The sequence below is a fragment of the Streptomyces sp. NPDC005722 genome (assembly GCF_040630935.1).
GTDB lineage: Bacteria > Actinomycetota > Actinomycetes > Streptomycetales > Streptomycetaceae > Actinacidiphila.
Map to the genome: position 1 here is coordinate 38,134 of NZ_JBEXYN010000035.1, position 20,467 is coordinate 58,600.

The 20,467-nt window shown below is 73.6% G+C and carries 21 protein-coding genes; 11 read left to right on the plus strand and 10 right to left on the minus strand.

The window, feature by feature from the left end; translation table 11 throughout:
• Positions 1-81 precede the first annotated feature (81 nt).
• Positions 82-891: a hydroxyethylthiazole kinase gene (gene thiM / locus ABZ479_RS30585; RefSeq protein ID WP_500464581.1), complete on the plus strand. Its 810-nt coding sequence runs from the start codon at positions 82-84 to the stop codon at positions 889-891.
• Positions 892-893: 2 nt separating this feature from the next.
• The gene (gene thiE, locus ABZ479_RS30590) at positions 894-1,577 is read left to right on the plus strand and encodes a thiamine phosphate synthase (protein ID WP_500464582.1); all 684 of its coding nucleotides are present in this window, start codon (positions 894-896) and stop codon (positions 1,575-1,577) included.
• A gap of 308 nt (positions 1,578-1,885) precedes the next feature.
• Here the strand turns inward: thiE and ABZ479_RS30595 are convergent, their stop codons facing one another.
• The 3 genes from ABZ479_RS30595 to ABZ479_RS30605 form a co-directional block, all read right to left on the minus strand.
• Positions 1,886-2,653, minus strand: a complete 768-nt coding sequence (locus ABZ479_RS30595; RefSeq protein ID WP_500464583.1) for an SDR family oxidoreductase — start codon at positions 2,651-2,653, stop codon at positions 1,886-1,888.
• Between the two features lie 71 nt (positions 2,654-2,724).
• On the minus strand, positions 2,725-3,777 hold the full coding sequence (locus ABZ479_RS30600) for an NADP-dependent oxidoreductase (protein ID WP_500464584.1): 1,053 nt from the start codon (positions 3,775-3,777) through the stop codon (positions 2,725-2,727).
• Positions 3,774-4,079: a putative quinol monooxygenase gene (locus ABZ479_RS30605; protein ID WP_500464585.1), complete on the minus strand. Its 306-nt coding sequence runs from the start codon at positions 4,077-4,079 to the stop codon at positions 3,774-3,776. Before ABZ479_RS30605 ends, ABZ479_RS30600 begins: the two co-directional genes overlap by 4 nt.
• Positions 4,080-4,221: 142 nt before the next feature.
• Between ABZ479_RS30605 and ABZ479_RS30610 the strand changes: the two genes are divergently transcribed.
• The 3 genes from ABZ479_RS30610 to ABZ479_RS30620 all read left to right on the plus strand — a co-directional run bounded on the left by ABZ479_RS30610 (position 4,222) and on the right by ABZ479_RS30620 (position 6,474).
• Positions 4,222-4,776, plus strand: a complete 555-nt coding sequence (locus ABZ479_RS30610; protein WP_500464586.1) for a winged helix-turn-helix transcriptional regulator — start codon at positions 4,222-4,224, stop codon at positions 4,774-4,776.
• A gap of 355 nt (positions 4,777-5,131) precedes the next feature.
• Positions 5,132-5,347 (plus strand): hypothetical protein, encoded by a 216-nt coding sequence (locus ABZ479_RS30615; protein WP_500464587.1) that lies wholly within the window; start codon positions 5,132-5,134, stop codon positions 5,345-5,347.
• A gap of 143 nt (positions 5,348-5,490) precedes the next feature.
• On the plus strand, positions 5,491-6,474 hold the full coding sequence (locus ABZ479_RS30620) for a tetratricopeptide repeat protein (RefSeq protein WP_500464588.1): 984 nt from the start codon (positions 5,491-5,493) through the stop codon (positions 6,472-6,474).
• Between the two features lie 52 nt (positions 6,475-6,526).
• Here ABZ479_RS30620 and ABZ479_RS30625 read toward each other — a convergent pair whose 3' ends face one another.
• Complete coding sequence (locus ABZ479_RS30625; protein WP_500464589.1) at positions 6,527-7,276, minus strand: lysophospholipid acyltransferase family protein; 750 nt, start codon at positions 7,274-7,276, stop codon at positions 6,527-6,529.
• Positions 7,277-8,045: 769 nt separating this feature from the next.
• On the opposite strand from ABZ479_RS30625, the gene ABZ479_RS30630 reads away from it, so the two are divergent.
• The gene (locus ABZ479_RS30630; RefSeq protein ID WP_500464590.1) at positions 8,046-9,020 is read left to right on the plus strand and encodes a hypothetical protein; all 975 of its coding nucleotides are present in this window, start codon (positions 8,046-8,048) and stop codon (positions 9,018-9,020) included.
• Positions 9,021-9,106: 86 nt separating this feature from the next.
• Positions 9,107-10,657 carry an FGGY-family carbohydrate kinase gene (locus tag ABZ479_RS30635; protein WP_500464591.1) on the plus strand — a complete coding sequence of 517 codons (1,551 nt, stop codon included), beginning with the start codon at positions 9,107-9,109 and terminating at the stop codon, positions 10,655-10,657.
• A 67-nt stretch (positions 10,658-10,724) separates the two neighbouring features.
• On the opposite strand, the gene ABZ479_RS30640 is transcribed toward ABZ479_RS30635, so the two are convergent.
• Complete coding sequence (locus ABZ479_RS30640; RefSeq protein WP_500464592.1) at positions 10,725-11,267, minus strand: DUF302 domain-containing protein; 543 nt, start codon at positions 11,265-11,267, stop codon at positions 10,725-10,727.
• A 118-nt stretch (positions 11,268-11,385) separates the two neighbouring features.
• A complete protein-coding gene (locus ABZ479_RS30645; RefSeq protein WP_500464593.1) occupies positions 11,386-11,889 on the minus strand; it encodes a winged helix-turn-helix transcriptional regulator in 504 nt (167 codons plus the stop codon).
• A 172-nt stretch (positions 11,890-12,061) separates the two neighbouring features.
• On the opposite strand from ABZ479_RS30645, the gene ABZ479_RS30650 reads away from it, so the two are divergent.
• The gene (locus ABZ479_RS30650) at positions 12,062-12,856 is read left to right on the plus strand and encodes an SDR family NAD(P)-dependent oxidoreductase (protein WP_500464594.1); all 795 of its coding nucleotides are present in this window, start codon (positions 12,062-12,064) and stop codon (positions 12,854-12,856) included.
• 70 nt (positions 12,857-12,926) lie between these two features.
• On the opposite strand, the gene ABZ479_RS30655 is transcribed toward ABZ479_RS30650, so the two are convergent.
• Entirely contained in the window at positions 12,927-13,403 is a 477-nt protein-coding gene (locus ABZ479_RS30655) for a MarR family winged helix-turn-helix transcriptional regulator (RefSeq protein WP_500464595.1), read from the minus strand.
• A gap of 276 nt (positions 13,404-13,679) precedes the next feature.
• Here ABZ479_RS30655 and ABZ479_RS30660 point away from each other — a divergent pair, with 276 nt between their 5' ends.
• On the plus strand, positions 13,680-14,876 hold the full coding sequence (locus ABZ479_RS30660; RefSeq protein WP_500464596.1) for an alpha/beta hydrolase family protein: 1,197 nt from the start codon (positions 13,680-13,682) through the stop codon (positions 14,874-14,876).
• An 86-nt stretch (positions 14,877-14,962) separates the two neighbouring features.
• On the opposite strand, the gene ABZ479_RS30665 is transcribed toward ABZ479_RS30660, so the two are convergent.
• The gene (locus ABZ479_RS30665) at positions 14,963-15,589 is read right to left on the minus strand and encodes an isochorismatase family protein (RefSeq protein WP_500464597.1); all 627 of its coding nucleotides are present in this window, start codon (positions 15,587-15,589) and stop codon (positions 14,963-14,965) included.
• Positions 15,590-15,912: 323 nt separating this feature from the next.
• Between ABZ479_RS30665 and ABZ479_RS30670 the strand changes: the two genes are divergently transcribed.
• Entirely contained in the window at positions 15,913-18,441 is a 2,529-nt protein-coding gene (locus ABZ479_RS30670; RefSeq protein WP_500464598.1) for a CehA/McbA family metallohydrolase, read from the plus strand.
• 94 nt (positions 18,442-18,535) lie between these two features.
• On the opposite strand, the gene ABZ479_RS30675 is transcribed toward ABZ479_RS30670, so the two are convergent.
• Positions 18,536-19,012 (minus strand): cupin domain-containing protein, encoded by a 477-nt coding sequence (locus tag ABZ479_RS30675; RefSeq protein ID WP_500464599.1) that lies wholly within the window; start codon positions 19,010-19,012, stop codon positions 18,536-18,538.
• A gap of 211 nt (positions 19,013-19,223) precedes the next feature.
• On the opposite strand from ABZ479_RS30675, the gene ABZ479_RS30680 reads away from it, so the two are divergent.
• Positions 19,224-19,751: a hypothetical protein gene (locus ABZ479_RS30680; RefSeq protein WP_500464600.1), complete on the plus strand. Its 528-nt coding sequence runs from the start codon at positions 19,224-19,226 to the stop codon at positions 19,749-19,751.
• 24 nt (positions 19,752-19,775) lie between these two features.
• Here the strand turns inward: ABZ479_RS30680 and ABZ479_RS30685 are convergent, their stop codons facing one another.
• Positions 19,776-20,369 (minus strand): malonic semialdehyde reductase, encoded by a 594-nt coding sequence (locus ABZ479_RS30685; RefSeq protein WP_500464625.1) that lies wholly within the window; start codon positions 20,367-20,369, stop codon positions 19,776-19,778.
• Positions 20,370-20,467 lie beyond the last annotated feature (98 nt).

Sequence of the window (20,467 nt, forward strand, 5' to 3'; positions counted from 1 at the left end):
CCGGTCCGTCCGTGCCCCGGCCGTACGGCACCGGCCGCGGGCGACCGCACACACCGTCCGTCACCCGAGGAGCGAGTCCGTATGTCCCCGACCTCCGCCGATCACGCCGCCCTCGCCGCGCAGGCGCTCTCTCGGGTGCGGGACCACTCCCCGCTCGTGCAGTGCCTGACCAACTCGGTGGTGACGGGGTTCACCGCCAACGTCCTGCTGGCGCTGGGCGCGGCACCGGCCATGGTCGACATCCCGGGGGAGGCCGGACCGTTCGCCGGGGTCGCCTCGGGGGTCCTGGTCAACCTCGGCACCCCGCACGCCGAGCAGCGCTCCGCCATGGTCGAGGCGGCGCGGGCCGCCACCGCGGCCGGCACTCCCTGGGTGCTCGACCCCGTGGCGGTCGGCGCGCTCCCGGTGCGTACCGCGCTGGCGCGCGAGCTCCTGGAACTGCGGCCGACGGTCGTACGGGGCAACGCCTCGGAGATCATCGCGCTGGCGGGGGCGGGCGGCGGCGGCCGCGGGGTGGACTCCTCCGACGGTGTCGATGCGGCCGGGGAAGCGGCACGGGACCTGGCCGGCGCGACCGGTGGCGTGGTGGCCGTCTCCGGACCCGTGGACCTCGTCACCGACGGGACGCGGGTGGCGCGGGTCGCCAACGGTGACGCGCTGCTCACCCGGGTGACGGGCGGCGGCTGCGCGCTGGGCGCCGTGATGGCCGCCTACGCGGCGGTGGACGACGACCGGTTCGCCTCGACGGTGGCGGCCGTCGCCGGGTACACGGTCGCCGCCGAACTCGCCGCGCAGAAGGCCGCGGGGCCCGGCAGTTTCGCCGTGGAGTTCCTGGACGCGCTCGCCGCGTTGCGGGAGTCCGACGTCGCCGGTCGGGCGGCGGTGTCGTGACGGTGGCACCGGTCGATCTGTCGGTCTACCTGGTCACGGACGCGGCCCTGTGCCGGGCCCGGGGCCGCGGTGTGGCCGAGACCGTCGCCCGGGCGGTGGCGGGCGGCGTCACCGCGGTGCAGATCCGCGAGAAGCACGCCGACGGCGGTGACTTCCTGCGCACGGTCACGGAGGTGGCGGCGGTCCTCCCGCGGCGCGTGGCGCTGATCGTCAACGACCGCGTGGACGTGTTCCTGGCCGCCCGCGCCCGGGGCGTCCACGTGACGGGCGTCCACGTGGGACAGTCGGACCTGCCCCCGGCAGACGTACGCGAACTGATCGGCCCGGACGCCGTTCTGGGCCTGAGCGCCGCGACCCCCGCCGAACTGCTCGCCGCCGCACGGGACCCGGCGGGCGTCCACCACGTCGGCATCGGCGCGCTGCACGCCACCCGGACCAAGGCGGACGCGCCGCCCTCCCTCGGCCACGACGGCTTCGCCCGCCTCGCCCGGCTCAGCGCGCTGCCGGCCGTGGCCATCGGCGGCGTGGAGCCCGCCGACCTGCCGCGCCTGCGCGAGGCCGGAGCGGCGGGGGCAGCCGTCGTGTCCGGCATCTGTGCGGCCGACGACCCCGGTGCCGCGGCCCGTGAGTACGCCGCCGCCTGGCACCGCACGCAGCCCCGGAGCCGTGCGACCGACCCCGCCTGACGACCCGGTAGGAAGCGCGGGGGTTCCCCGGGGGGAGTGCCGCCCAGCGGGGACCGCGATCAGTGCGTCGGCCCGGCGGCCGCGCGGCCCGGCGCCTCCTCGATCCCGACCGGGCCGATGGCCGATGGCCGCGAGACCGCGTGCACCTTCGGTTTGCGGACTCCCCGTTCCCCCGGCCGACGCGGCAGAGGGGTTCGAACTCCTCGACGACGGACTCCGTGTCCACCGCACGCCCGCCGAGCCAGGACCGGCGCCGGGGCCCGATGGGGGCCTCGCCCCCGGTGGCCAGAGGCCGGGGACGGGCCGGGTCACCAGTCGATCCGCGCCGCGAGGAAGGGCTCGGCCTCCGGGGCGTCCTTGCGGGCGCGCAGGACCTGCTCGGCGGGGGCGCCGACCGGCACGCGCAGCGGGGGCGCGGGCCGTTCGATCGTGTCGGCCACCGCCGCGGCCACCTCCTCGGGGGTGATGACCTCGCCCCGGAGGGCGGGCAGGGCCTCGTAGAGCGGGGTGTACGGGTCGCCCTCCTTGAGGAACACCTTCGCCCGCGCGCCGCCACCGGTGGAGACGGCGCCGGGCTGCACGACACTCACCTTGACCCCGAAGTGGCCCGCCTCGATGGCGAGGGTCTCGGCCAGCGCCTCCAGCGCCCACTTGCTCGCGCCGTACGCACCGATCATCGGCAGCACCAGACGCCCCTGGATGCTGGAGACGAAGACGAGCCGGCCCGCGCCCCTCTCGCGCATCGCGGGCAGCACGGCCTGCGCCACCCGCAACGCACCCACCGTGTTGAGCCGGAAGAGCCGCTCGACCTCCGGGAGCGGGATGCTCTCCAGGGGCGCGCGCACGGTCTCCCCCGCGTTGCTGACGAGCACGTCGACGTCTCCGGCGTCGCGCACGGCCCGGTCGACGCTCTCCTGATCGGTGACGTCCAGGCGCAGGCGCCGGTCGACGGGAAGGTCCGCCAGCGCCTCCGGGCGTCGGGCGGTGGCGATCACACGGTGCCCACGGGCCGCCAGTTCCACGGCGACGGCCCGGCCGATGCCCTTGGACGCTCCGGTGATGAGTACGGACGACATGCTGCGACTCCTCTTTCGTGTGGTGATGCCTGCCGGGCCCCACCGGGCGGCCCGTGTACGGCGGGCACGGGTCAGGAACGGGCGACGCGCACGAGGAGCTTGCCGGTGTTCGTGCCGTCGAAGAGGGTGTGCAGGGCCGCCGGTGCCGCCGTCAGTCCTTCGACCACGTGCTCGCGGCTGCGCAGCTCGCCCCGGCGCACCCGGGGCAGCAGGTCGGCTTCGATCTCGTCGAAACGGTCCTGGTGGTCCATGTAGATGAAGCCCTGCATCCGGGCCCTGGCGGGCAGCAGGTGGAACCAGTTGTGCAGGGGATCCGGGCCGCTTCCGCCCTGGTGGCGGGAGATCGCCCCGCACAGGACGACCCGGGCGTCGGCCGCCAGGTGCGGGAGGAGGGCGTCGAGCGTCGCCCCGCCGACGTTGTCGAACACGACGTCGACCCCGTCGGGGCACAGGCGCGCACAGGCCGACGACACGTCCTCCGCCTGGTGGTCGACGCACTCCGCGGCACCGATCTCCCGTACCCACGCGCACTTCTCGGGTGTGCCGGCGACACCGACCACCCGCGCGCCGGCGGCGACCGCGAGCTGGACGGCGACCGATCCGACGGCGCCGGCCGCCGCGGTGACGACGACGGTCTCGCCCCGCCGGGGCCGCCCGATGTCGCGCAGCCCCAGCCAGGCGGTCTGTCCCGCGATGCCCAGGGTGTTCAGCGAGGCCTGCAGGGGCACCCCGTCCGGGACGCGCCGCAGGACGGCGCCCTCCACGACGGCGTCCTCCTGCAGCCCGAGCAGCCCGCAGGCCCGATCCCCGACGGCGAAGTCCGGGTGCCTGGACGCGCCCACCGTGCCCGCACCCAGCGCGCGCATGACCTCACCCAGGGGGGAGGGCGGCAGGGAGCCCGGGGTGTCGTTCATCCAGCTCCGGGTGGCGGGGTCCAGCGAGATCCACTCGACCCCCACCCGTACCTGTCCGGCCCCGAGCTCCGGCACGGGCACGTCCTCCTCGTAGCGCAGGACGCCTTCACGCAGCGGGCCGACCGGTGAGGCGGGCCGCTCGGCGAGAACGTACCGGCGCGTTCGTGTCGCGCCGCCGGGCGCCGTCGTGTCCCGCTCGCCCCGGGTCACGCGGACGCCGTGTCGCCGACGTGGTTGCCCCTCATGAGCCACGTCGGGCCCTGGGCGTAACCGCCGGCCGCGGCGAAGAACTCCGCGAAGTACGGTCCGCCGGCGTGGACGTTGAAGGCCTCGACGTCCGCGTAGACCTCGTTGAGGTAGAAGACGTCGGGGTCCTCCTCGTCGGCGATGACCTCGAACCGGTGGGAGCCGGGTTCGTTGGCGAGGGAGTCCCGTGCCGCCTTGCGGGCCGCCCGTACGAAGTCGTCGCGGTGCTCGGGCCGGACGGTGAAGGAGACGAGGAACTGGTACATGCGGAAACGCTCCCAAGATCAATGCGGGCAGCCGGGTGGCCGGGCAGCCGCGCAGCGGGTGGTTCAGTGACTGAACCGCCTCCTGTCCCCACCGTAACACCGCTCGGTTCGGTGAGTGAACCGCCCTGGTAGGATCGAGGGCATGACCCTCCCCAACACCTATGCCGACGGGAACTGCCCCCTTGCGCGCACGTTGGAAGTCGTCGGAGAACGGTGGACGCTGCTGATCGTCCGCGACGCGTTCTACGGGGTGCGGCGGTTCGGGGACTTCGCCACCCAGCTCGGCATCCCGCGCGCCGTGTTGACCAGCCGGCTCAAGGCGCTGGTGCAGGAAGGCGTGCTCTCGCGCGAGGACGACGCGGCGGGCGGCGTCGAGTACCGGCTGACCGACAAGGGCATCGCCCTGTGGCCGGTCGTGCACTCCCTGATGAACTGGGGGGAGTCCTTCTACTCCCCGAACGGCGTCAAGCGCCTCCTGAGCCACGACCTCGACGGGGGACACCTCGATCATGACGGGCGCTGCCGGGAATGCGGCGCGGTCGTCCCGGTCCAGGACATCCGATCCGAACCCGGACCGGGCTACCGTCCGTCGGGACGGGACGCCGATCCCGTCTCCAGCGTGATCAACACCCCGCGACGGCTGCTCGAGCCCATCGTCACCTCGCGCACGCCCGCCCAGGGCCGGGGGCGCGGCTGAGGACCCCGTTCGCGTGCAGTGCGGCGGCGGGAGGGGTCGCCGGCGATCCGTGGGGTAGAGCACCGGATGGCCGCATCGGCCGAGCGACGCCACATGGGGAGGCGACATGGTTCCGGCCGCGCTGCTCGTTCTGGCCGTCGCGTCGGTGGCCTTGGCGGGCGTGTTCGTCGTGGCACGTGGGAGCCGGCGCCGTGCGCTTCGGGAGCGGTCCTACCCTGATCACGTCCGGCGTCGCCTTCAGGCGCGCGGGGAGGGAGGCCCTCCGGTCGACGCAGCCGGCCCGGCCGCGGAGCCGGCACTGTCGCTGCGCCTGGGGGCGTCCGCCGGTGACGAGGACGACCGTACCGGCCGCCTCGTGGACCAGCTCTGTGCGATCGGCCTCTCTCACGGGTTTCTGACCGCGGAGGGGGAGAAGGACCCGCGGACCCGGGAGATCGGAGCCGAGTTGGACGGGATGGGCGGGAAGCAGGAGATGCTCGACGCGCACCGCCTGGTGCGGGCCCGACTCGGCCGGGTGCACGCACGCGAGCTGGAGGCCGCGTGGGACGGCATCGGTTCGTGGCTCGGATAGCCGTCGTCCTCGGCAGCCCCGTTCACCGGGCCGGTCCCGTGTGCCGTCGGCGGGTCGGTGACGCGACCGCGGCGTGAGGACACCGGCGCCCCGGGCTGGTACCGGCCGCTGTAGGTGTCCCTGGCCACGACTATTCTCGGACGATGTCGAATCGTTCAGTGGCCGCGGGAGTCGGTCTCGCCCGGGTGATGGCGCACTGCGGCGGGAACCCCGTCCAGGCCGTGGAACTCCTCGTGGGGGCGATAGCCGCGGCCCCCGCGGCTCCGGAACCCTACGAGGCCCTCGCCGAGTTGTGGCGGGACCGGCCCCCGGAGCTGAGGAAGAGGCTCGAAGAGCACGGTTCCCTGAGCGCCGTGCTGGCGCAGGGGTACTTCTTCTTCCTCGAAGGGGACCTGGACGACGCGGTGATGACCCTCGGCTCGGTCACGGGCGCGCGGCCCGACGTGGCATGGGGCGCCGCACCCTGGTTCGGCGACGTTCGCTTCCTCGACGGGGTGAGCGCCCAGGCGCTGGCCGAGGCGTGCCTGCGCATCCTGGACCACGGCCACGACCTGGACACCGACGGGACGCGCGAGCGGTTCGCGCCCTGGTTCCACGCCCTCGACGCGGTGTCGGCACGCGCGCCCGTCCCGGAGTCGCTGGCCGCCATGGCCCGGCTGCCCCGTGCCTGCGGCCGGTACGAGCTGGCCTTCGCGCTGTGCGACCGCGCCGACGCCGTCGCCCCGGTCATGTGGACCGCGGTCGCGCGAGCGGCCACCTGGCGCGTCATGGGCGAACCGGACCAGGCCGCGGCCGCCTTCGAACGCGCCCTGGTCCTGGACCCCGCCAACTGGTCCCTCTACCTGGACCTGGCGGACGTGCGTGCCGGGCAGGGCGACTTCTCCGCGGCCGTGAGCCTGGTCGAACGGGGCCTGGAGCACGAACCCGACGAGGTCTCCCTGCGCGCCGCCGCCGCGGCCTACCGCACGCGCCTGACCGGCTCGCCCGACGACCTGAGGGCCCTGATCGCCCTGGCGCCGCGGCTGGCGAACGCCGCCTACCGGAACCTGCTGATCGACTGCGCGTGTGCGGGGCCGGAGCTGCCCCGGACACTCGTGTCCGAGGCGCGCGGCATGCGTGAGGGCTGAACGGGCCGTCGTGCGAACCGGCGCCCGTCCGGGAGGCGACGCGGTGGCCCGGCTACTTGGCGGGCTGACGTGCCGGACGCCGCAGGGAGTGCGGCTCGGCGGGCGGCTGCTCGCCGCGGATGTCGGCGAGGAGCGCGGTGATGGCGGCCATGATGTCCTCGGTGGCCCCCTTGAGGACGTCGGGGGTGAGGTCCTTGCCGTGGTGGCGGCTGAGGTCGACCGGCGGCCCGGCCACGACGTGGACCGTCTGGCGGGGCACCAGCCACACCCGGCGGTCGCCCCGGCCCCCGCGCGCGTACGGCGGCGCTATGCGGTGGGCGCCCCACTGGGCGACGGGGATGACGGGCGCGCCGGTCGTCAGCGCGATGCGCGCCGCGCCGGTCTTGGCGGCCATCGGCCACAGCTCCGGGTCACGGGTGACCGTGCCCTCGGGGTAGACCGCGACGCACTCGCCCGCGTTCACCGCGGCGATCGCGTCCCGGAGCGCGTGGGCGGCGTCGGCGGTCCCGCGGTGGACGGGTATCTGGCCGCTCTTGTGCAACACCGTTCCGACGAAGGGGATCTTGAAGAGGGAGGCCTTGGCGAGGAGGCGGGCCGGCCGGCCGCTGTTGTACTGGTAGTGCCCGTAGGTCAGCGGGTCGAAGTACGAGATGTGGTTGACGGCGGTGACGAAGCCGCCCTCGGCCGGCATGTGCTCGTAACCGCGCCACCGGTGTCTGACGAGCACGAACAGCACGGGCTTGGCGATGGCCGCGGCCAGCCGGTACCAGAATCCGTAGGGATTGCGCGATCTGCCGGTCACCCCGGGTCCTCCTTAGCTCGGGCGGCGTCGGTGGGCGCCGCTCGTCGTGTCGTTGCCCGGTACGTGGCAGACCGGTCGCGGGTCAGGCGTCCTCGTCGGGCGGTCTCCGTTCAGGATGGCCGACAATGTACTTGACCATGCAAGAGCCTAATTGCTGCATGGGGCAACGATCAACTCGCCCCGGCTCCGGGGAGCGCAGCCATGATCCCCGCAGGCGGCTCCGCCGGTCTCGATCTCCGCGATGCGCTCGGGTGTCCCGGCCCGGCCCGTGAGCACGGGCGGGATGAGGCTCCGGCCCCTGGCGGGCAGAGATCATTCGACGCGGGGCGGGACCTCGGTGTACGCCGTGCGGCACTCGCCGCGTCGGGCGTGGCCATGCCGCCGCTGACCGGGCTCGTGCGCTGACCGTCGCCACACCCGACGGGCCCCGACCCGGTACGCATCGGGCCCACCCCGGTGCCCGCCCCGTCCCGCCGGCGACCGGCCCCGAGGCCTCCGCCGCGGGCCGGAACGACGTGTCCCCGAAGTCGCTGCCGGCCGGTCAAGTCGCGGGGGCTCGCGCGATGTTCGGCGGCCGGGCGACGTCCGGAACCGCGCGGTCCGCCGTCCGTGGGGAGGTTGTCCGCGAAATCCTGACAAGAACGTCGACACGATCTGGTTGATCCGATAATCTCCCGCAATCTCAGGCGAAGTCCACCATGTCTTCGCCACCCGGCAGACCGGTGCGACGAAGACCCGCACCCGTCGGAACCATCGGCGAGGAACGCACGTGAACCCCCAGAACCCCGCGCCTTGGGGCGCCGGTTGGCAGTCCCCGCCGCAGGCCGGATCCCCCGGCCCGACGAGTCCCCCGGACACTTCGGGCAGGCGGAAGTGGCTCAAGCGCATCGGCATCGGAGCCCTGATATTCGTCCTCGGCGCCGGCTGCGGTGGAGCCGTCACCGCCTCCGGCGGGGACACCGGGAGCACCGCGAAGGCCGAACCCACGCCGACGGTGACGGTCACGGCGACCGTGGCGCCCGCGGCCATGACCAGCCAGGTGAAGAGCCGGCTCGGCGCGGCGAAGCAGGTCGCCGGGAAGCACGGCTACGCGGTCTCCGCCCATGACGCGAGCGAGCGGGACGCCGCCCCTGGCGACGACTGGACGGTGTGCTTCGAGAAGGTCACCTACCGGAGCGTCGACTTCGCCACGGTGCCCGGTGACGCCCCCTGCCCCACGGCAGACGGCAGGCCGATCCCGTGGCCCACGATGCCTGCGGTCGTCGGCCGCGGCTACGACAAGGCCCTGACGGCCGTCGGCAAGGTCACGGACGGACAGGTCACCCTCAAGGCCGCCTACGCGGACGTCGACGTGGACGACACCTCCGCGGAGGAGGGCGAGTACGACGACTGGAAGGTGTGCTTCCAGGCCCCCGCCCCCGCGACGCGGGTCGTGGACGACCCCAAGGTGACGCTGTGGCTGGTGGAGGGGACGTGCCCGGCCAAGAAGGGCACCTACAAGGACAGGACGAACGATCCGGACTACTCGCCGCCGGTCCGCGCCGACGAGAAGCCGGGTTCCGGAAGCGGCTCGGCCGGCAGCGGCGACACGAGCGCCACCTGCGAGATCGTCTCCAACTCCGGGAACTGCTACAACGCCGGCCAGTTCTGCCGGGCCGCCGACGTGGGCCGTTCCACGCACGCCGGCAACGGCCGCACGATCCACTGCCGGGACGAGGGCAGCGTGAACCGCTGGAACTACTGAGCGCGGGCCCGGCCGTGGGGGCGTCTCGGCGCCCTCCACGGCCGCTTGTCCGGCGCCGCGGGGCAGGCGTGTGGTGACATGCAGTCATGGCCTTCCTCGGTGTCGACATCGGCACATCCAGCAGCAAGGGCGTCCTGGTCGACGCCTCGGGCACGGTGATCGCGACGGCGGTGCGCGAGCACACCGTCTCCCGCCCGGCGCCGGGACACGTCGAGATGGACCCCGAGGTGTGGTGGGGCGAGTTCTGCGGGATCACCCGCGAGTTGCTGTCCGGCGGTGGACGGGCGGCACGGCCGGTGCACGTGGAGGCCGTCGGCGTGAGCGGCATGGGCCCGTGCGTCGCGCTGGCCGACGCCGCGAACCGGCCGTTGCGCCCGGCCGTGCTCTACGGCGTGGACACCCGGGCCGTCGCGCAGATCGCCCGGCTGGACGCCGAACTCGGCCGCGAGGCCGTGCTCGACCGGTGCGGCAGCGTGCTGTCGACGCAGGCGGTGGGCCCGAAGGTGGCGTGGGTGGCCGAGCACGAGCCGGAGGTGTTCGCGGCCGCGCGGCGGCTGTTCATGCCGTCGTCCTTCCTCGTCCACCGGCTCACCGGCGCCTACGTGCTGGACCACCATTCGGCCAGCCAGTCCGTCCCCTTCTACGACACCAGGGCGCAGGAGTGGTACCGCCCCTGGGTGGACGCGGTGTGGCCGCACGCGGAGCTGCCCGAGCTGCGCTGGCCCGGGGACGAGGCCGGGACGGTCACCGCCGGGGCGGCGGCCGCGACCGGGCTCGCGCCCGGTACGCCCGTCCTGACCGGCACCGTCGACGCCTGGGCCGAGGCCGTCAGCGTGGACGCGACCCGGCCGGGGGACCTGATGCTCATGTACGGCACGACGATGTTCCTCATCGCGACCGTCACCGGGCAGGTACGCGTGCCCGAGCTGTGGAGCACCGTCGGCGCCTGTCCCGGGACGCGTTCCCTCGCCGGTGGCATGGCCACCTCCGGTGCCGTCACCGAGTGGCTGCGCGGTCTCTTCGGCGCCCCCGACCGCGCGGCGCTGCTCGCGGAGGCCGCGGACAGCGGCCCCGGCGCGCGGGGGCTCGCGATGCTCCCGTACTTCGCGGGCGAGCGCACCCCGATCGCCGACCCCGACGCCCGCGGGGTGATCGCCGGCCTCACCGTCGAGCACACCCGGGGGGATCTGTACCGGGCCGCGCTGGAGGCCACCGCGCACGGCGTACGCCACAACGTCGAGGCCATGCGGCACGCGGGCGCCGCCGTCGAGCGGGTCGTCGCGGTCGGCGGGGGCACGCGGGGCGGGCTGTGGACCCGGATCGTCTCCGACGTCACCGGGCTGCCCCAGGACATCCCCACCGTCACCGTCGGCGCCGCCTACGGTGCCGCCCGGCTCGCCGCACGGCATGCGGACGAGGCGGCGACCGCGCACTGGAACCCGGTACGGGACCGGTGCCTGCCCGACCCGGCCGCGAGCGCCGTGTACGACCGGCTGCACGCCCTGTACCGGGAGCTGTACCCGGCGACGCGTGACGCGGTCCACGCCCTCGCCCGGTTCCAGCGTGAGGCCGCTGGCATCGCGGGTACGGGGTCCGGCGGGGCCTCCTCCGGGGCGACCCGCACGGCGGGCGGGTGAAGCGTGGGTCCGTGGGTGCGCCGGGCCGGGCTGGGCCGGGCCGGACGCCCGGGGCCTCGCCGTCCGGTCAGGTCAGCTCGTCGGGCACGGGGACACCGAGGTGGGCGAGGAGCGCGCCGACCTTGCGGTCCAGCTCGCGGCCCACTTCCGTGATCTCCGGCCGGCCGAGCGCGGCGACCGTGTCGCTGGGCCGGTCGATCGCGAACACCGCCTCGCCGGAGGGGGATTCGTGGATCGTGGTGCGCAGGGGCGCGTACATCAGGGCACCGGCGTCGTGCCGGTACATGCGCTCGGCGATGGTGTGGTTGCCCATCAGGTACTCGGTGCAGCGGGCCGCGTCACCGGCCACGCCGAACAGCGGCTGGCCGTCGAACTTCCAGTAGATCATGAACCCCAGTGGGGCCCCCTCGTCCGCGAGCCGGAGCACGGCGCTCCAGGGAGCCCGTTCGGTGACCAGCTCGAAGGTGTGCCGGTAGTCGATCGGAGGGACGGCCTGCTCGAAGCGGGCCCGGAACTGCTCGTAGTCCTCCCCGACGGGGATCTCCAGCCGTGTGACGGAACGGGGGAGTGCGCGGATCGCGGGGTGCGTCGTCGTGGTGTCGTGGACCATGACCTGCTCCCTTCTGGCTTGTCTTACACCAGCCAGAGTAGGACGCGCGACAGGCTCTCGCAACAAAAGCCAGAAAACGGGCATCGTCGACGCAGCGCGAGGCGACTCGGGGGGCGCGTCAGGGGGTCGAGGCGGCGCCCAGGACCTGGGTGACGTCACCCCGCCAGGGCCTGACCCAGGCGGTCTCGGAGCGCGGCACGTGCTTCCGGCAGCGCGGGCAGCGCCGGCCGGGTTCGATCGACTCCCCGCACGTGCTGTGCACGAGACGCATCGGCCGCGTCGGGGCCGCGGGCTCGCTGTGCGCGTCGCCCCAGACCATCATGGCGTGCAGCACGGGCAGCAGGTCCTCGCCCGCCCGTGTCAGCCGGTACTCGTCGCGAGTCCGGCCGCCGCCCTCGGGTCGGTAGGGGACGCGTGCGAGCAGCCCCGACTCGACGAGTTGCCGCAGCCGGCTGGACAGGACGTTGTCGGCGATGTCCAGTTCGGCCTTGAACTCGTCGAAACGCGTCATCCCGGCGGTGGCGTTGCGCATGATCAGCAGGGTCCACCGGTCGCCCAGGACGTCGGCGGCCCGGCCGATCGGGCACGGGCCGTCGGCGGTTCCACGACGAGGACCTGGCATGTCGCACCTCCAGACTTGCTGAAAGCAAGCCTACGACCTTTGCCGCTCGGCGCGAGGCCGCTTACCCTCAATGGTACGAATCGGGACAATCAAGATTTAGTACCACCCTCTTCCCCTCGCGCGAGGGCGGGCCGCCGGGGCGTCGCACCGCGGTCCGGGCATGGGAGTGATCGTGAACGCACGTTTCGCAGGGAAAGTCATCCTCATCACCGGAGCCACCTCCGGCATGGGCTGGGCGACCGCGGAGCGCGTCGCCGGCGAGGGTGGGAAGCTCGTCCTCGCGGCCCGCGGCCGTGAGGTGGGCGAGGCGCTGGTGGCCGACATCCGCGCCGCCGGCGGCGAGGCCGTCTTCGTGCGCGCCGACGTGACCGTGGAGGCCGACGTGGCGGAGGCGGTCCAGGTGGCCGTGGGCCACTACGGCAGGCTCGACGGCGCCTTCAACAACGCGGGCGCCCCCACCGCGGACGGCCCCGTCACCGAGATCGACAGCAGTGCCTGGCACGCGGACATGGCGGTGAACCTCACCAGCGTCTTCTACGCCCTCAAGTACGAGATCCCCGCCCTCCGGGAGAGCGGCGGCGGCGCGATCCTGAACAACGCCTCCGTCTGCGGGGTGGCCGCCTACCCGAACCGGGCCTCCTACAACGCCGCCAAGCACGGTGTCATAGGGCTCACGCAGTCGGCGGCGCTGGACGCGGCCCTGGCCGGCATCCGGGTCAACGCCCTGATCACCGGCGGCGTCGACACCCCTCTGTCGCGGGCCCTCGCGCTGACCGACCCCAACCTGACCGACCCCGACATGTCGCCGGAGGACTCCTGGCGCACGGCCGAGGCGATGCACCCGCTGGGGCGGATGGCCCGGCCGGACGAGATCGCCGCGTTCGCGGCGTTCCTGCTGAGCGACGAGACGGGGTTCATCACCGGCGCCGCGCTCGCCATCGACGGCGGGATGACCGCCCGCCTGTAGTGCGGGACCCGGGCCGGCCGGGGGCGGCGGCCCGGGCCCCGGCAGGCCCTTCCCCGTCCGTGCCGGTCCGTCAGCCGCCGGTCGTGGAGCGGCGCCTGCGGGGCGTGGCGGACTCCTCGAAGCGCTCCGTCTGCAGCGTGGTGATCCGCCGGAAGGCGGCCTTGAAGCGCGCGTACTCCCGCTCGCCGAGTTCCTCGGCGTGACGCTGCTCGATGCCGGCCATGATGGCGTCGGACTTGCGCATCTGGTCGCGTCCCAGGGCGGTGGGCACGATCAGCTTCGCGCGCCTGTCGCTCGGATCCGGGCGGCGCTCCACGTAGTCGAGGGCCTCGAGTTCGTCGATCAGGTTCCCGATGACCTGCTTGTGGGTGCCCGACAGTCGCGACAGCTCCGTCGCCCGGCTGCCGTCCTCGTCGATGTACCCCAGGACGGCACCGTGCTGGGGGCGCAGATCGGGGTGGCCCTGCTCGGCGAGCTTCTCGAAGAGTTCCTTCTGGACGGAGAAGAGCAGGCGCGCGGACATGATCCCCACGTCGGGATCCGTCACTTTCCGTTCACTGCGCCGCACGTCCGGCCGCCCTTCCGCGTCCCGTGGAATTCACTGGGGTCGATCGTAGTGGCGCGGCCTCTCCGTGTGCCGCCCCCGGCCGCCGACTTCACGTCCGCGTCCGGCTTCCGTCGTGCGTTCCGTCGCGTCGACCCGTCACGCCGTCGTTCGAGCTTGCAGCCGTTCCCGCGGACGCCTAGAGTGAATAGTCAAGATCGGTGACTATCAAATTTGCTCACCAAATGCGTTCCGCGTACCACCCGTCAGGAGCTGTGGATGTCTGTGATCGAGCTGACCACCTTCGTGGTCGCACCGGACAGGACGTCGGACATGCTGTCGGCCCGCGCCGGCATGCTGTCGGCGTTCCGCAAGGACCGCCGGGGCTTCGTCGCCGCGCGCCTCGTACGCGTCGCCGACGACACCTGGCTGGACGTCGTCGAATGGACGGACGCCCTGGCCTTCGACGAGTCGCGCGCCAAGGGGGCCAACATCCCCGAGATCGGCGCGTTCTTCGCCACGATCGACCACCTCGTCAGCGCCGAGAGTGGTGTGCGCTACGACGACGACGCCGACGGCTCCCGGGCGGTGCGGACCATCGCCTACGGGAGCGAGCCCTCCCAGGTCGGAGAGCTCTACCTCCCCGAGGGTGAGGGGCCCTTCCCCGTCGTGGTCCTGGTGCACGGCGGATGGTGGACGGCCATGTTCGACCGCCGGCAGGTCGTGCCGCTCGCCGAGGACCTGGTGTCCCGCGGCTACGCCGTCTGGAACGTGGAGTACCGCAGGATCGGCGAACCCGGTGGCGGCTGGCCGGGGACGTTCGAGGACATGGCGGCGGCCGTGGACGCCGTCGCGCACCTCGACCCGGCGGTCGACGCCGGCCGTGTCCTGGTCGTCGGGCACTCGGCCGGCGGTCACCTGGCCGCCTGGGTCGCGCACCGCACCGCTCTGCCGGACGGCGCCCCGGGCGCGCGTCCCGCGGTCAAGCCCATCGGCGTGGTGACGCTGGCCGGGGTACTCGACCTGGTCCACGCCGACTCGGTCGCGCTCGGCGAGGGCCTGACGGACTTCGACGGCGACGTCCCGTCCAACGCGCCGCCGCCCTCCCACCCCGACGTGTGGCCCGCGGTCGCGGCGCGGGCCGGGCGCGGCATCACCCGCCTGCTGCTGGGCGGGAGCGTCGCGGAACACGGGGACCGGTACGCGGTCGCCTCCCCCGTCGAACTCGCCGGGGGCGGGGTCCCGGTCCCGATGCTGGTGGTCCACGGCTCGGCCGACGAGGTGATCCCGCCGGTCTACGCGCAGACCTACGCCCGTGCCGCCACGGCCAAGGGGGCGGACGTCACGCTCGTCATGTCGCCCGGCTCGGACCACTTCGACGTCATCGACCCGGACGGGCACGCCTGGGGCGTCACCCGCGCCTGGCTGGACGAGCGGCTGCGGCTGTCGAGGGGCGCACTGCCGGGCGGCGACTGACCGGGCCGGACCCGGGAGGCGCGACCGCCCGGTGCCGGGGCCGCCGGTGCGGCCCCGGCGGCAGTCACGGCGCGGGGGAGGAGCCGTCACGTGCCGCCGTACGCGGCGGAGATCTGGCCGACGAGGACGGCGAACGGCATGTCGAGGGCCGCGTACACCTCGCCGGCCTCGGGCGCGGCGTTGTCGCCGAGGATCTCGACCATGAGGGTCGCGTAGTCGCTGACGATGACCCCCGCCTGCTGGAGCCGGATCAGGCCCGCTTCCCGCTTGGCGTTCGAGAACGTCCCGGACGCGTCGAGCGCCACGTACGTGTCGTACCCCTCGGCGGCCGCCGCGATGGCCGGCAGCGACGCGCACACCTCCAGGGAGATGCCCGTGAAGACGAGCTTGCGGCGCCCGGTGGAGGTGATGGCCTCGCGGACCCGGTCGTCGTGCCAGGCGTTGACCGTGCTCCGGTCGATCACCTTGACCGTGTCGGGGAGCACCTCGGCCAGTTCGCCGATCAGCGGGCCCCACAGGCTCTCCGCGGAGGTCGTGGTGACGACGGTCGGGACGTGGAGGACCTGCGCCGCCTTCGCCAGGGCCACCACGTTGTGCTTGAGCTCCAGCAGGTCGGTGTCCCGGACACCGCTGTAGAGGCACACCTGGTGGTCGACGAGGACCAGCGCACTGTTGTCGGGGGTCAGGAACTCGTGGAACTTGCTGTCCGACATGCTGCACACTCCTGCAGTCGGGGATGACACCGTCCAAAATAGTCAAAATAGGTGACTTCTTTCGACGCTAACCCGCACCCTCGCGGGGTGCAAGCGCAGGGCGGCCCCGGAGCCGCCGCACCCGCGGGACGGCGCCGCGGCTGAGGGTGGCGCGCGGGCCCGTGCGGTGCCCGGGGCGTTTGACCCTGGCGGCGGTCGCGGCTTAGGGGTGTTTGACCCATGCGCGGCACCCGGACCGGCTGGCAGCGTGACGCAGGCAGGGGCATGCGGCGCGAACGTTCGCATGCCGCGTCACTCGTTCGTCTCGCACAAAGGCGCAGCAGATGGAAACAGCAACAGGGGCCGAAGAGCCGGACCGCGGGTCCGAGGCCCTCACCCGGCGGAAGTTCGTCGTCCTGGCGGGTTCCGCCGTCGTGGCGGTCGGCGTCGGCGCGGGTACCGCCCAAGCCGCCTCGGGGCCTGCCTCCGGGTCGAGCGGCAAGGTCAAGCCGGCGGCCGGGGTCTCCGCCTCGAAGCGGAACAAGGCGCCCAAGGGGAAGTGGCTCGCGGGTGACACCCACGTCCACGACGACCACTCCTCGGACGGCAGCGGCCCCCGCCAGACCTCGCACCAGACACTGCCCGGCAACCTCCCCGTCGGCGACCAGATCGCGCAGGGCGAGAAGGCCGGCCTCGACTTCATGCCGCTGACCGACCACCGGACGTACGACCAGGTCTGGGACCCGCAGTGGAAGTCGTCCGAACTGCTGCTGATCCCGGGTGAGGAGGCGAACGGCTCGCCGCACGCCATCGTGCTGGGCAACGTGGACGTGATCGTGGACGGCGCCAACCCGCCCGGCTCCGCGGCCTTCCGCCACGTGCAGCAGTCCGTCTGGGACGCCCACGCGCAGGGCGCGGTGTGGTCGCAGGCCCACCCCGACGACGGCGAGTACACGCCGGCCGCGGGCCCGAACGCCAACGCCAGCGTTCAGGGCGCGGACCTCGTCGAGGTCCTCAACGTCTCCACCGGCCCGGACGAGCAGGTCGAGTACGCGGAGAACCGCTGGAACGCGGGATTCCGCTTCGGCGTGGCGGCGGCCAGCGACTGCCACTTCCGCGAACTGTGGGACATCGACTCCCCGGGGACGCCCACCACCCACGTCTTCGCGGCGGAGCGTTCCGTCCTCGGCGTCCTCGACGGCTTCCGCAGCGGCCGCACCACGGTCGCGCAGAACACCTCGGGGCCGTTCCTGACGATCGAGGCCGACGTCGACGGCGACGGCGTGTTCGAGGCGATCGGCGGCGACGAGGTGGTCGTGGCCGACCGCAAGCTGCCCAAGAAGGCCACCCTGCGCGTGAAGGTGAAGGGCGGCAAGGGGACCACCGTCCACGTGTACGCCGCTCCCGGCCGCTCCGCAGGGCCCGTCGCGACCTACCGGCCGCAGCGGGCCAACGAGAGCTACGAGCTGCCGCTCGTGCTCAAGGGCACGGACCACGGCTGGTTCCGGGCCGAGGCCCGTTCCCCCGGCGACCCCTCCGGTTCCGACGCCGACCCGAACCTGCCGGACCAGCTCCGCGGCGCCACCTCGCCGGTCTTCGTCTCCGTCGGCGCGCCGGCCGCGCCGCGGCCCGAGATCCCGCTCCCGGCCGCCGACACCGCCGGTGACGCTGCGGAACTCGTCACCGGCGAGGCGGGCACGTTCACCGGCTTCTCCGACGTCGCGGTCGTCGGCGACATCACGCACGTCGTGGCGGAGGTGCACGAGGACCACGCGAGCAAGGTGGTCTACCGCCGGATCGACGCCAAGGGCAGGGTGACCAAGTCCCTCACGCTCTCCGGTCGTTCGGCCACCGCGCGGTTCCCGCGCATAGCCGCCGCGTCGGACGGCGTATGGGTGGTCTGGCAGGACGAGCTGGGCAAGGAGCAGCCGCACCGACCGGTGATCCTGCTGGCCCACAGCGCCGACGGCGGCAGGTCGTTCAAGGCCCCGGACAAGATCAGCAAGGGCAAGGGGCGTGCCGTCCACCCGGCGCTGGCCCTGGTCGACGGGCGTCCGCTGGTCGCCTGGTCCGACAACAGCGGCGGTGCGTTCGACGTGTACGCGCAGATCGTCGGCGTCGACAGGGCCGCGGTCAACGTCTCCTCGGCGGGCAAGGCCACCAGCCCCGGCGTTCCCGGCGACGCGCGCTCCCCGCGCTACCCCGCCTCGCTGTTCCCGGCGATCGCCGTCCACGACGGCCGCCACGCCGTGGTCACCTGGCAGGACGACCGCTACGACCCGGACCCGCTGTGGACCGGCCACACCCCGCCCGCCGGTCAGCCGGCCGGCGGCGGCACGGATCCCGACAACTGGCAGGTCCTCGCGTCGGTGCGCAAGGCGCCGGGCCGCGCCTGGGGCAACCCGGTCCAGGTCAGCAGGGTCAGTGACCGCTCCGACCGGCACCCGGGCCTGACCGTGGACGAGGACGGCACCTTCGTCGCGATCTGGGAGAGCGGCGCGCTGCAGAGCTCCGGCGCCAACCTCCAGCTGCGGGCGAGCCGCTCCACCGACGGCGGCGCCACGTGGGCGGCGTTCGAGAACGTGGCCCTCGACGCCGACGCGATGAGCCAGCGGGCCAGGCTCGGCGTCGACCCCGACGGCACGGTCCGCGCGGTCTGGTACGACTCCCGCTCGGCCGACTGGCGGTGGAAGGTCTTCACCGCCACCCTCGACCGCGCGAAGGGCTGGTCCGCGGCCGTCCAGGTGAGCCACCGGGGCAACAACACCTGGCCCGCCCTGCACCGCGGCGTCGTGGTCTTCACCAGCGACCGCGGCGCGACCCGTGCGCAGCGCGACGAGACGCACCAGGTCTTCCGCGCGAAGCTCGTCTGAGTCGCCCCGCCCCGCTCCCGGGCCTCGTTCGGATCGTCAGGCAGCGCCTGACCCGTCCGGGCGAGGCCCGGCCCTTCGCGGTGGCGGGATCGCGCTAACTCGACGGGTCGTCGGTCTTGAGCGCCTCGCCCGTGTTGCTGATGAAGACGACCAGCAGTTGCGCCGGCTCCGTAGCGCTGACGTTCTCCGCCAGCACGTGGTGGGCGCCCGGCGGCTCGACCCAGAACTGGCCCTGGCGGTAGGTGTGGACCGGCTCGCCGGCGAGCTGGCTGCGCACGGTGCCCTTGAGTACGTAGGCGTAGACGAAGGCGTCCCCGTGCCGGTGCGGGGGCGTGGTCCCGTTCGGCGGGTAGTCGACGATCGCCGAGGTGAACGACTTGCCCTTGACGTCGGGCAGTGCCTGTTCGAACTGGATGGACAGCTTGTCGTTCGGCCTCGTCGACGGTCCGGGCGAGACCGCGGCGGCCGGCGCCTCTCCGCTGACGTCCTGCGCGGAGGGGCCGCAGGCGGCGAGCGCCGCCATGGTGAGGCCCAGGGCGGGAAGGCCTCGACGGAACGCCATTCGGGTCATGGGGGCGCTCTCCTGTCCTGTTTCGCATGCTCCGATGTGCGCGCGCAGAGCGGCCCGGAACGGCATGGACGGATTCCGGTCCGTGCCTGCACGTCGCAGCCGGACCCATCGAGGAGCCTAAAGCGGAATCCGCCCGTCCGCCCGGGCAGCACTCGCCCCCCGGTGGAAATCCGGGTGCGCCCGGCCACGGCCGGCTCCTATCGTTCCGGGCATGCGCGTCGTCTTCACCAAGGGCCCCGGTACGAGCTACGGCATCGCCGTGCACCGCGAGACCGGGGCCGCACTCGCCCCGCGAGGCGGGCCCGGCGGGCACCCGTACCTCCCGCACGACCTGGTGCACTTCCTGGTCGAGACGGAGGCGGGCATCGGGCTGGGCGTCTACGGACGGCTGGCCGCCGGGGACAACGGCCTGTTCTGGCCCGCCGACCCCGAGGAGCGCGCCAAGGCCGCCCGGCGCCACAAGTCCAGGCCGGTGAAGCCCTCGCCGCGGGCCCAGGCGGACATGGCCCGTTCGGAGCAGCTGGCCGACGTCGCCCTGCGGGTGTGGGAGGTCCGGCGCGGCCACGCGCGTGAGCTACCCGCGTACATGACGGCCGCCGACGTCCCCGCGGTGGTCGACCGGATCGTCGTCGCGTTCGACGCCCACGCCGACCGCTGGCACGCCCTGCCGGTGGGGGGTTCGCTGACGGTGACGTGGCCGGGGGGCACCGCACCCCCGGGACGGGTCCCGGGGGCTTGAGCGCGGCCTCGCCGGCGTCCGCCGTCAGACGGTGGTGACGACCTCGTCGTAGGCGAGCCGCGGGTTGCGGGTGAACCACGCGTCCGTCCCCGGGTTGCCGATGTTGACGACGGCGAGGACGGAGTGGTCGCCGCCGGGGAAGAACTCCTTGTCGATCGCCTGGGCGTCGAACCCGGTCATCGGGCCCGCGGCGAGGCCCGCCGCGCGGACGCCGACGATGAAGTAGCCCACCTGCAGGGCGGCGTTCAGGGCCGCGGACCGCTCACGCACCGTGCGCTCGGCGAAGAACACGTCCTTGGCCTGCGGGAAGTGCGGGAAGACGGACGGCAGTCGCTCATGGAACTCGTTGTCGGCCGCCAGCAGGGCGACCAGCGGTGCCGACTCGGTCTTCTTCCTGTTGCCCTCGGCCATGTGCCGCACCAGACGGGCGCGGGCGTCCTCGGAACGGACCAGGAGCATCCGCAGCGGCTGCTGGTTCATGGAGGTCGGGCCGTACTTGACGAGGTCGTAGATCTCCTGGACCTGCTCGTCGGTGACCGGGGCGTCGGTGAAGGTGTTGGCGGTGCGTGCCTCACGGAAGAGCAGGTCCTGTGCGGCGGGGTCGAGTACGAGCGTCATGGCGGTTCCTCGGGTCGGTGCGGTCGGTAGGTTCGGAACGGGCGTTCCGGGGGCGGGGGGTGACGGGGGCGAGGGCCGCCGGCCGGCGCCGGCCCACC

Excerpts from the sequence above, each read along its gene's own strand:
- thiM (WP_500464581.1), top strand. The coding sequence starts at position 82 with ATGTCCCCGACCTCCGCCGATCACGCCGCCCTCGCCGCGCAGGCGCTC.
- ABZ479_RS30595 (WP_500464583.1), bottom strand. The coding sequence starts at position 2,653 with ATGTCGTCCGTACTCATCACCGGAGCGTCCAAGGGCATCGGCCGGGCC.
- ABZ479_RS30605 (WP_500464585.1), bottom strand. The coding sequence starts at position 4,079 with ATGTACCAGTTCCTCGTCTCCTTCACCGTCCGGCCCGAGCACCGCGAC.
- ABZ479_RS30610 (WP_500464586.1), top strand. The coding sequence starts at position 4,222 with ATGACCCTCCCCAACACCTATGCCGACGGGAACTGCCCCCTTGCGCGC.
- ABZ479_RS30620 (WP_500464588.1), top strand. The coding sequence starts at position 5,491 with ATGTCGAATCGTTCAGTGGCCGCGGGAGTCGGTCTCGCCCGGGTGATG.
- ABZ479_RS30635 (WP_500464591.1), top strand. The coding sequence starts at position 9,107 with ATGGCCTTCCTCGGTGTCGACATCGGCACATCCAGCAGCAAGGGCGTC.
- ABZ479_RS30640 (WP_500464592.1), bottom strand. The coding sequence starts at position 11,267 with ATGGTCCACGACACCACGACGACGCACCCCGCGATCCGCGCACTCCCC.
- ABZ479_RS30645 (WP_500464593.1), bottom strand. The coding sequence starts at position 11,889 with ATGCCAGGTCCTCGTCGTGGAACCGCCGACGGCCCGTGCCCGATCGGC.
- ABZ479_RS30660 (WP_500464596.1), top strand. The coding sequence starts at position 13,680 with ATGTCTGTGATCGAGCTGACCACCTTCGTGGTCGCACCGGACAGGACG.
- ABZ479_RS30665 (WP_500464597.1), bottom strand. The coding sequence starts at position 15,589 with ATGTCGGACAGCAAGTTCCACGAGTTCCTGACCCCCGACAACAGTGCG.
- ABZ479_RS30670 (WP_500464598.1), top strand. The coding sequence starts at position 15,913 with ATGGAAACAGCAACAGGGGCCGAAGAGCCGGACCGCGGGTCCGAGGCC.
- ABZ479_RS30675 (WP_500464599.1), bottom strand. The coding sequence starts at position 19,012 with ATGACCCGAATGGCGTTCCGTCGAGGCCTTCCCGCCCTGGGCCTCACC.
- ABZ479_RS30680 (WP_500464600.1), top strand. The coding sequence starts at position 19,224 with ATGCGCGTCGTCTTCACCAAGGGCCCCGGTACGAGCTACGGCATCGCC.
- ABZ479_RS30685 (WP_500464625.1), bottom strand. The coding sequence starts at position 20,369 with ATGACGCTCGTACTCGACCCCGCCGCACAGGACCTGCTCTTCCGTGAG.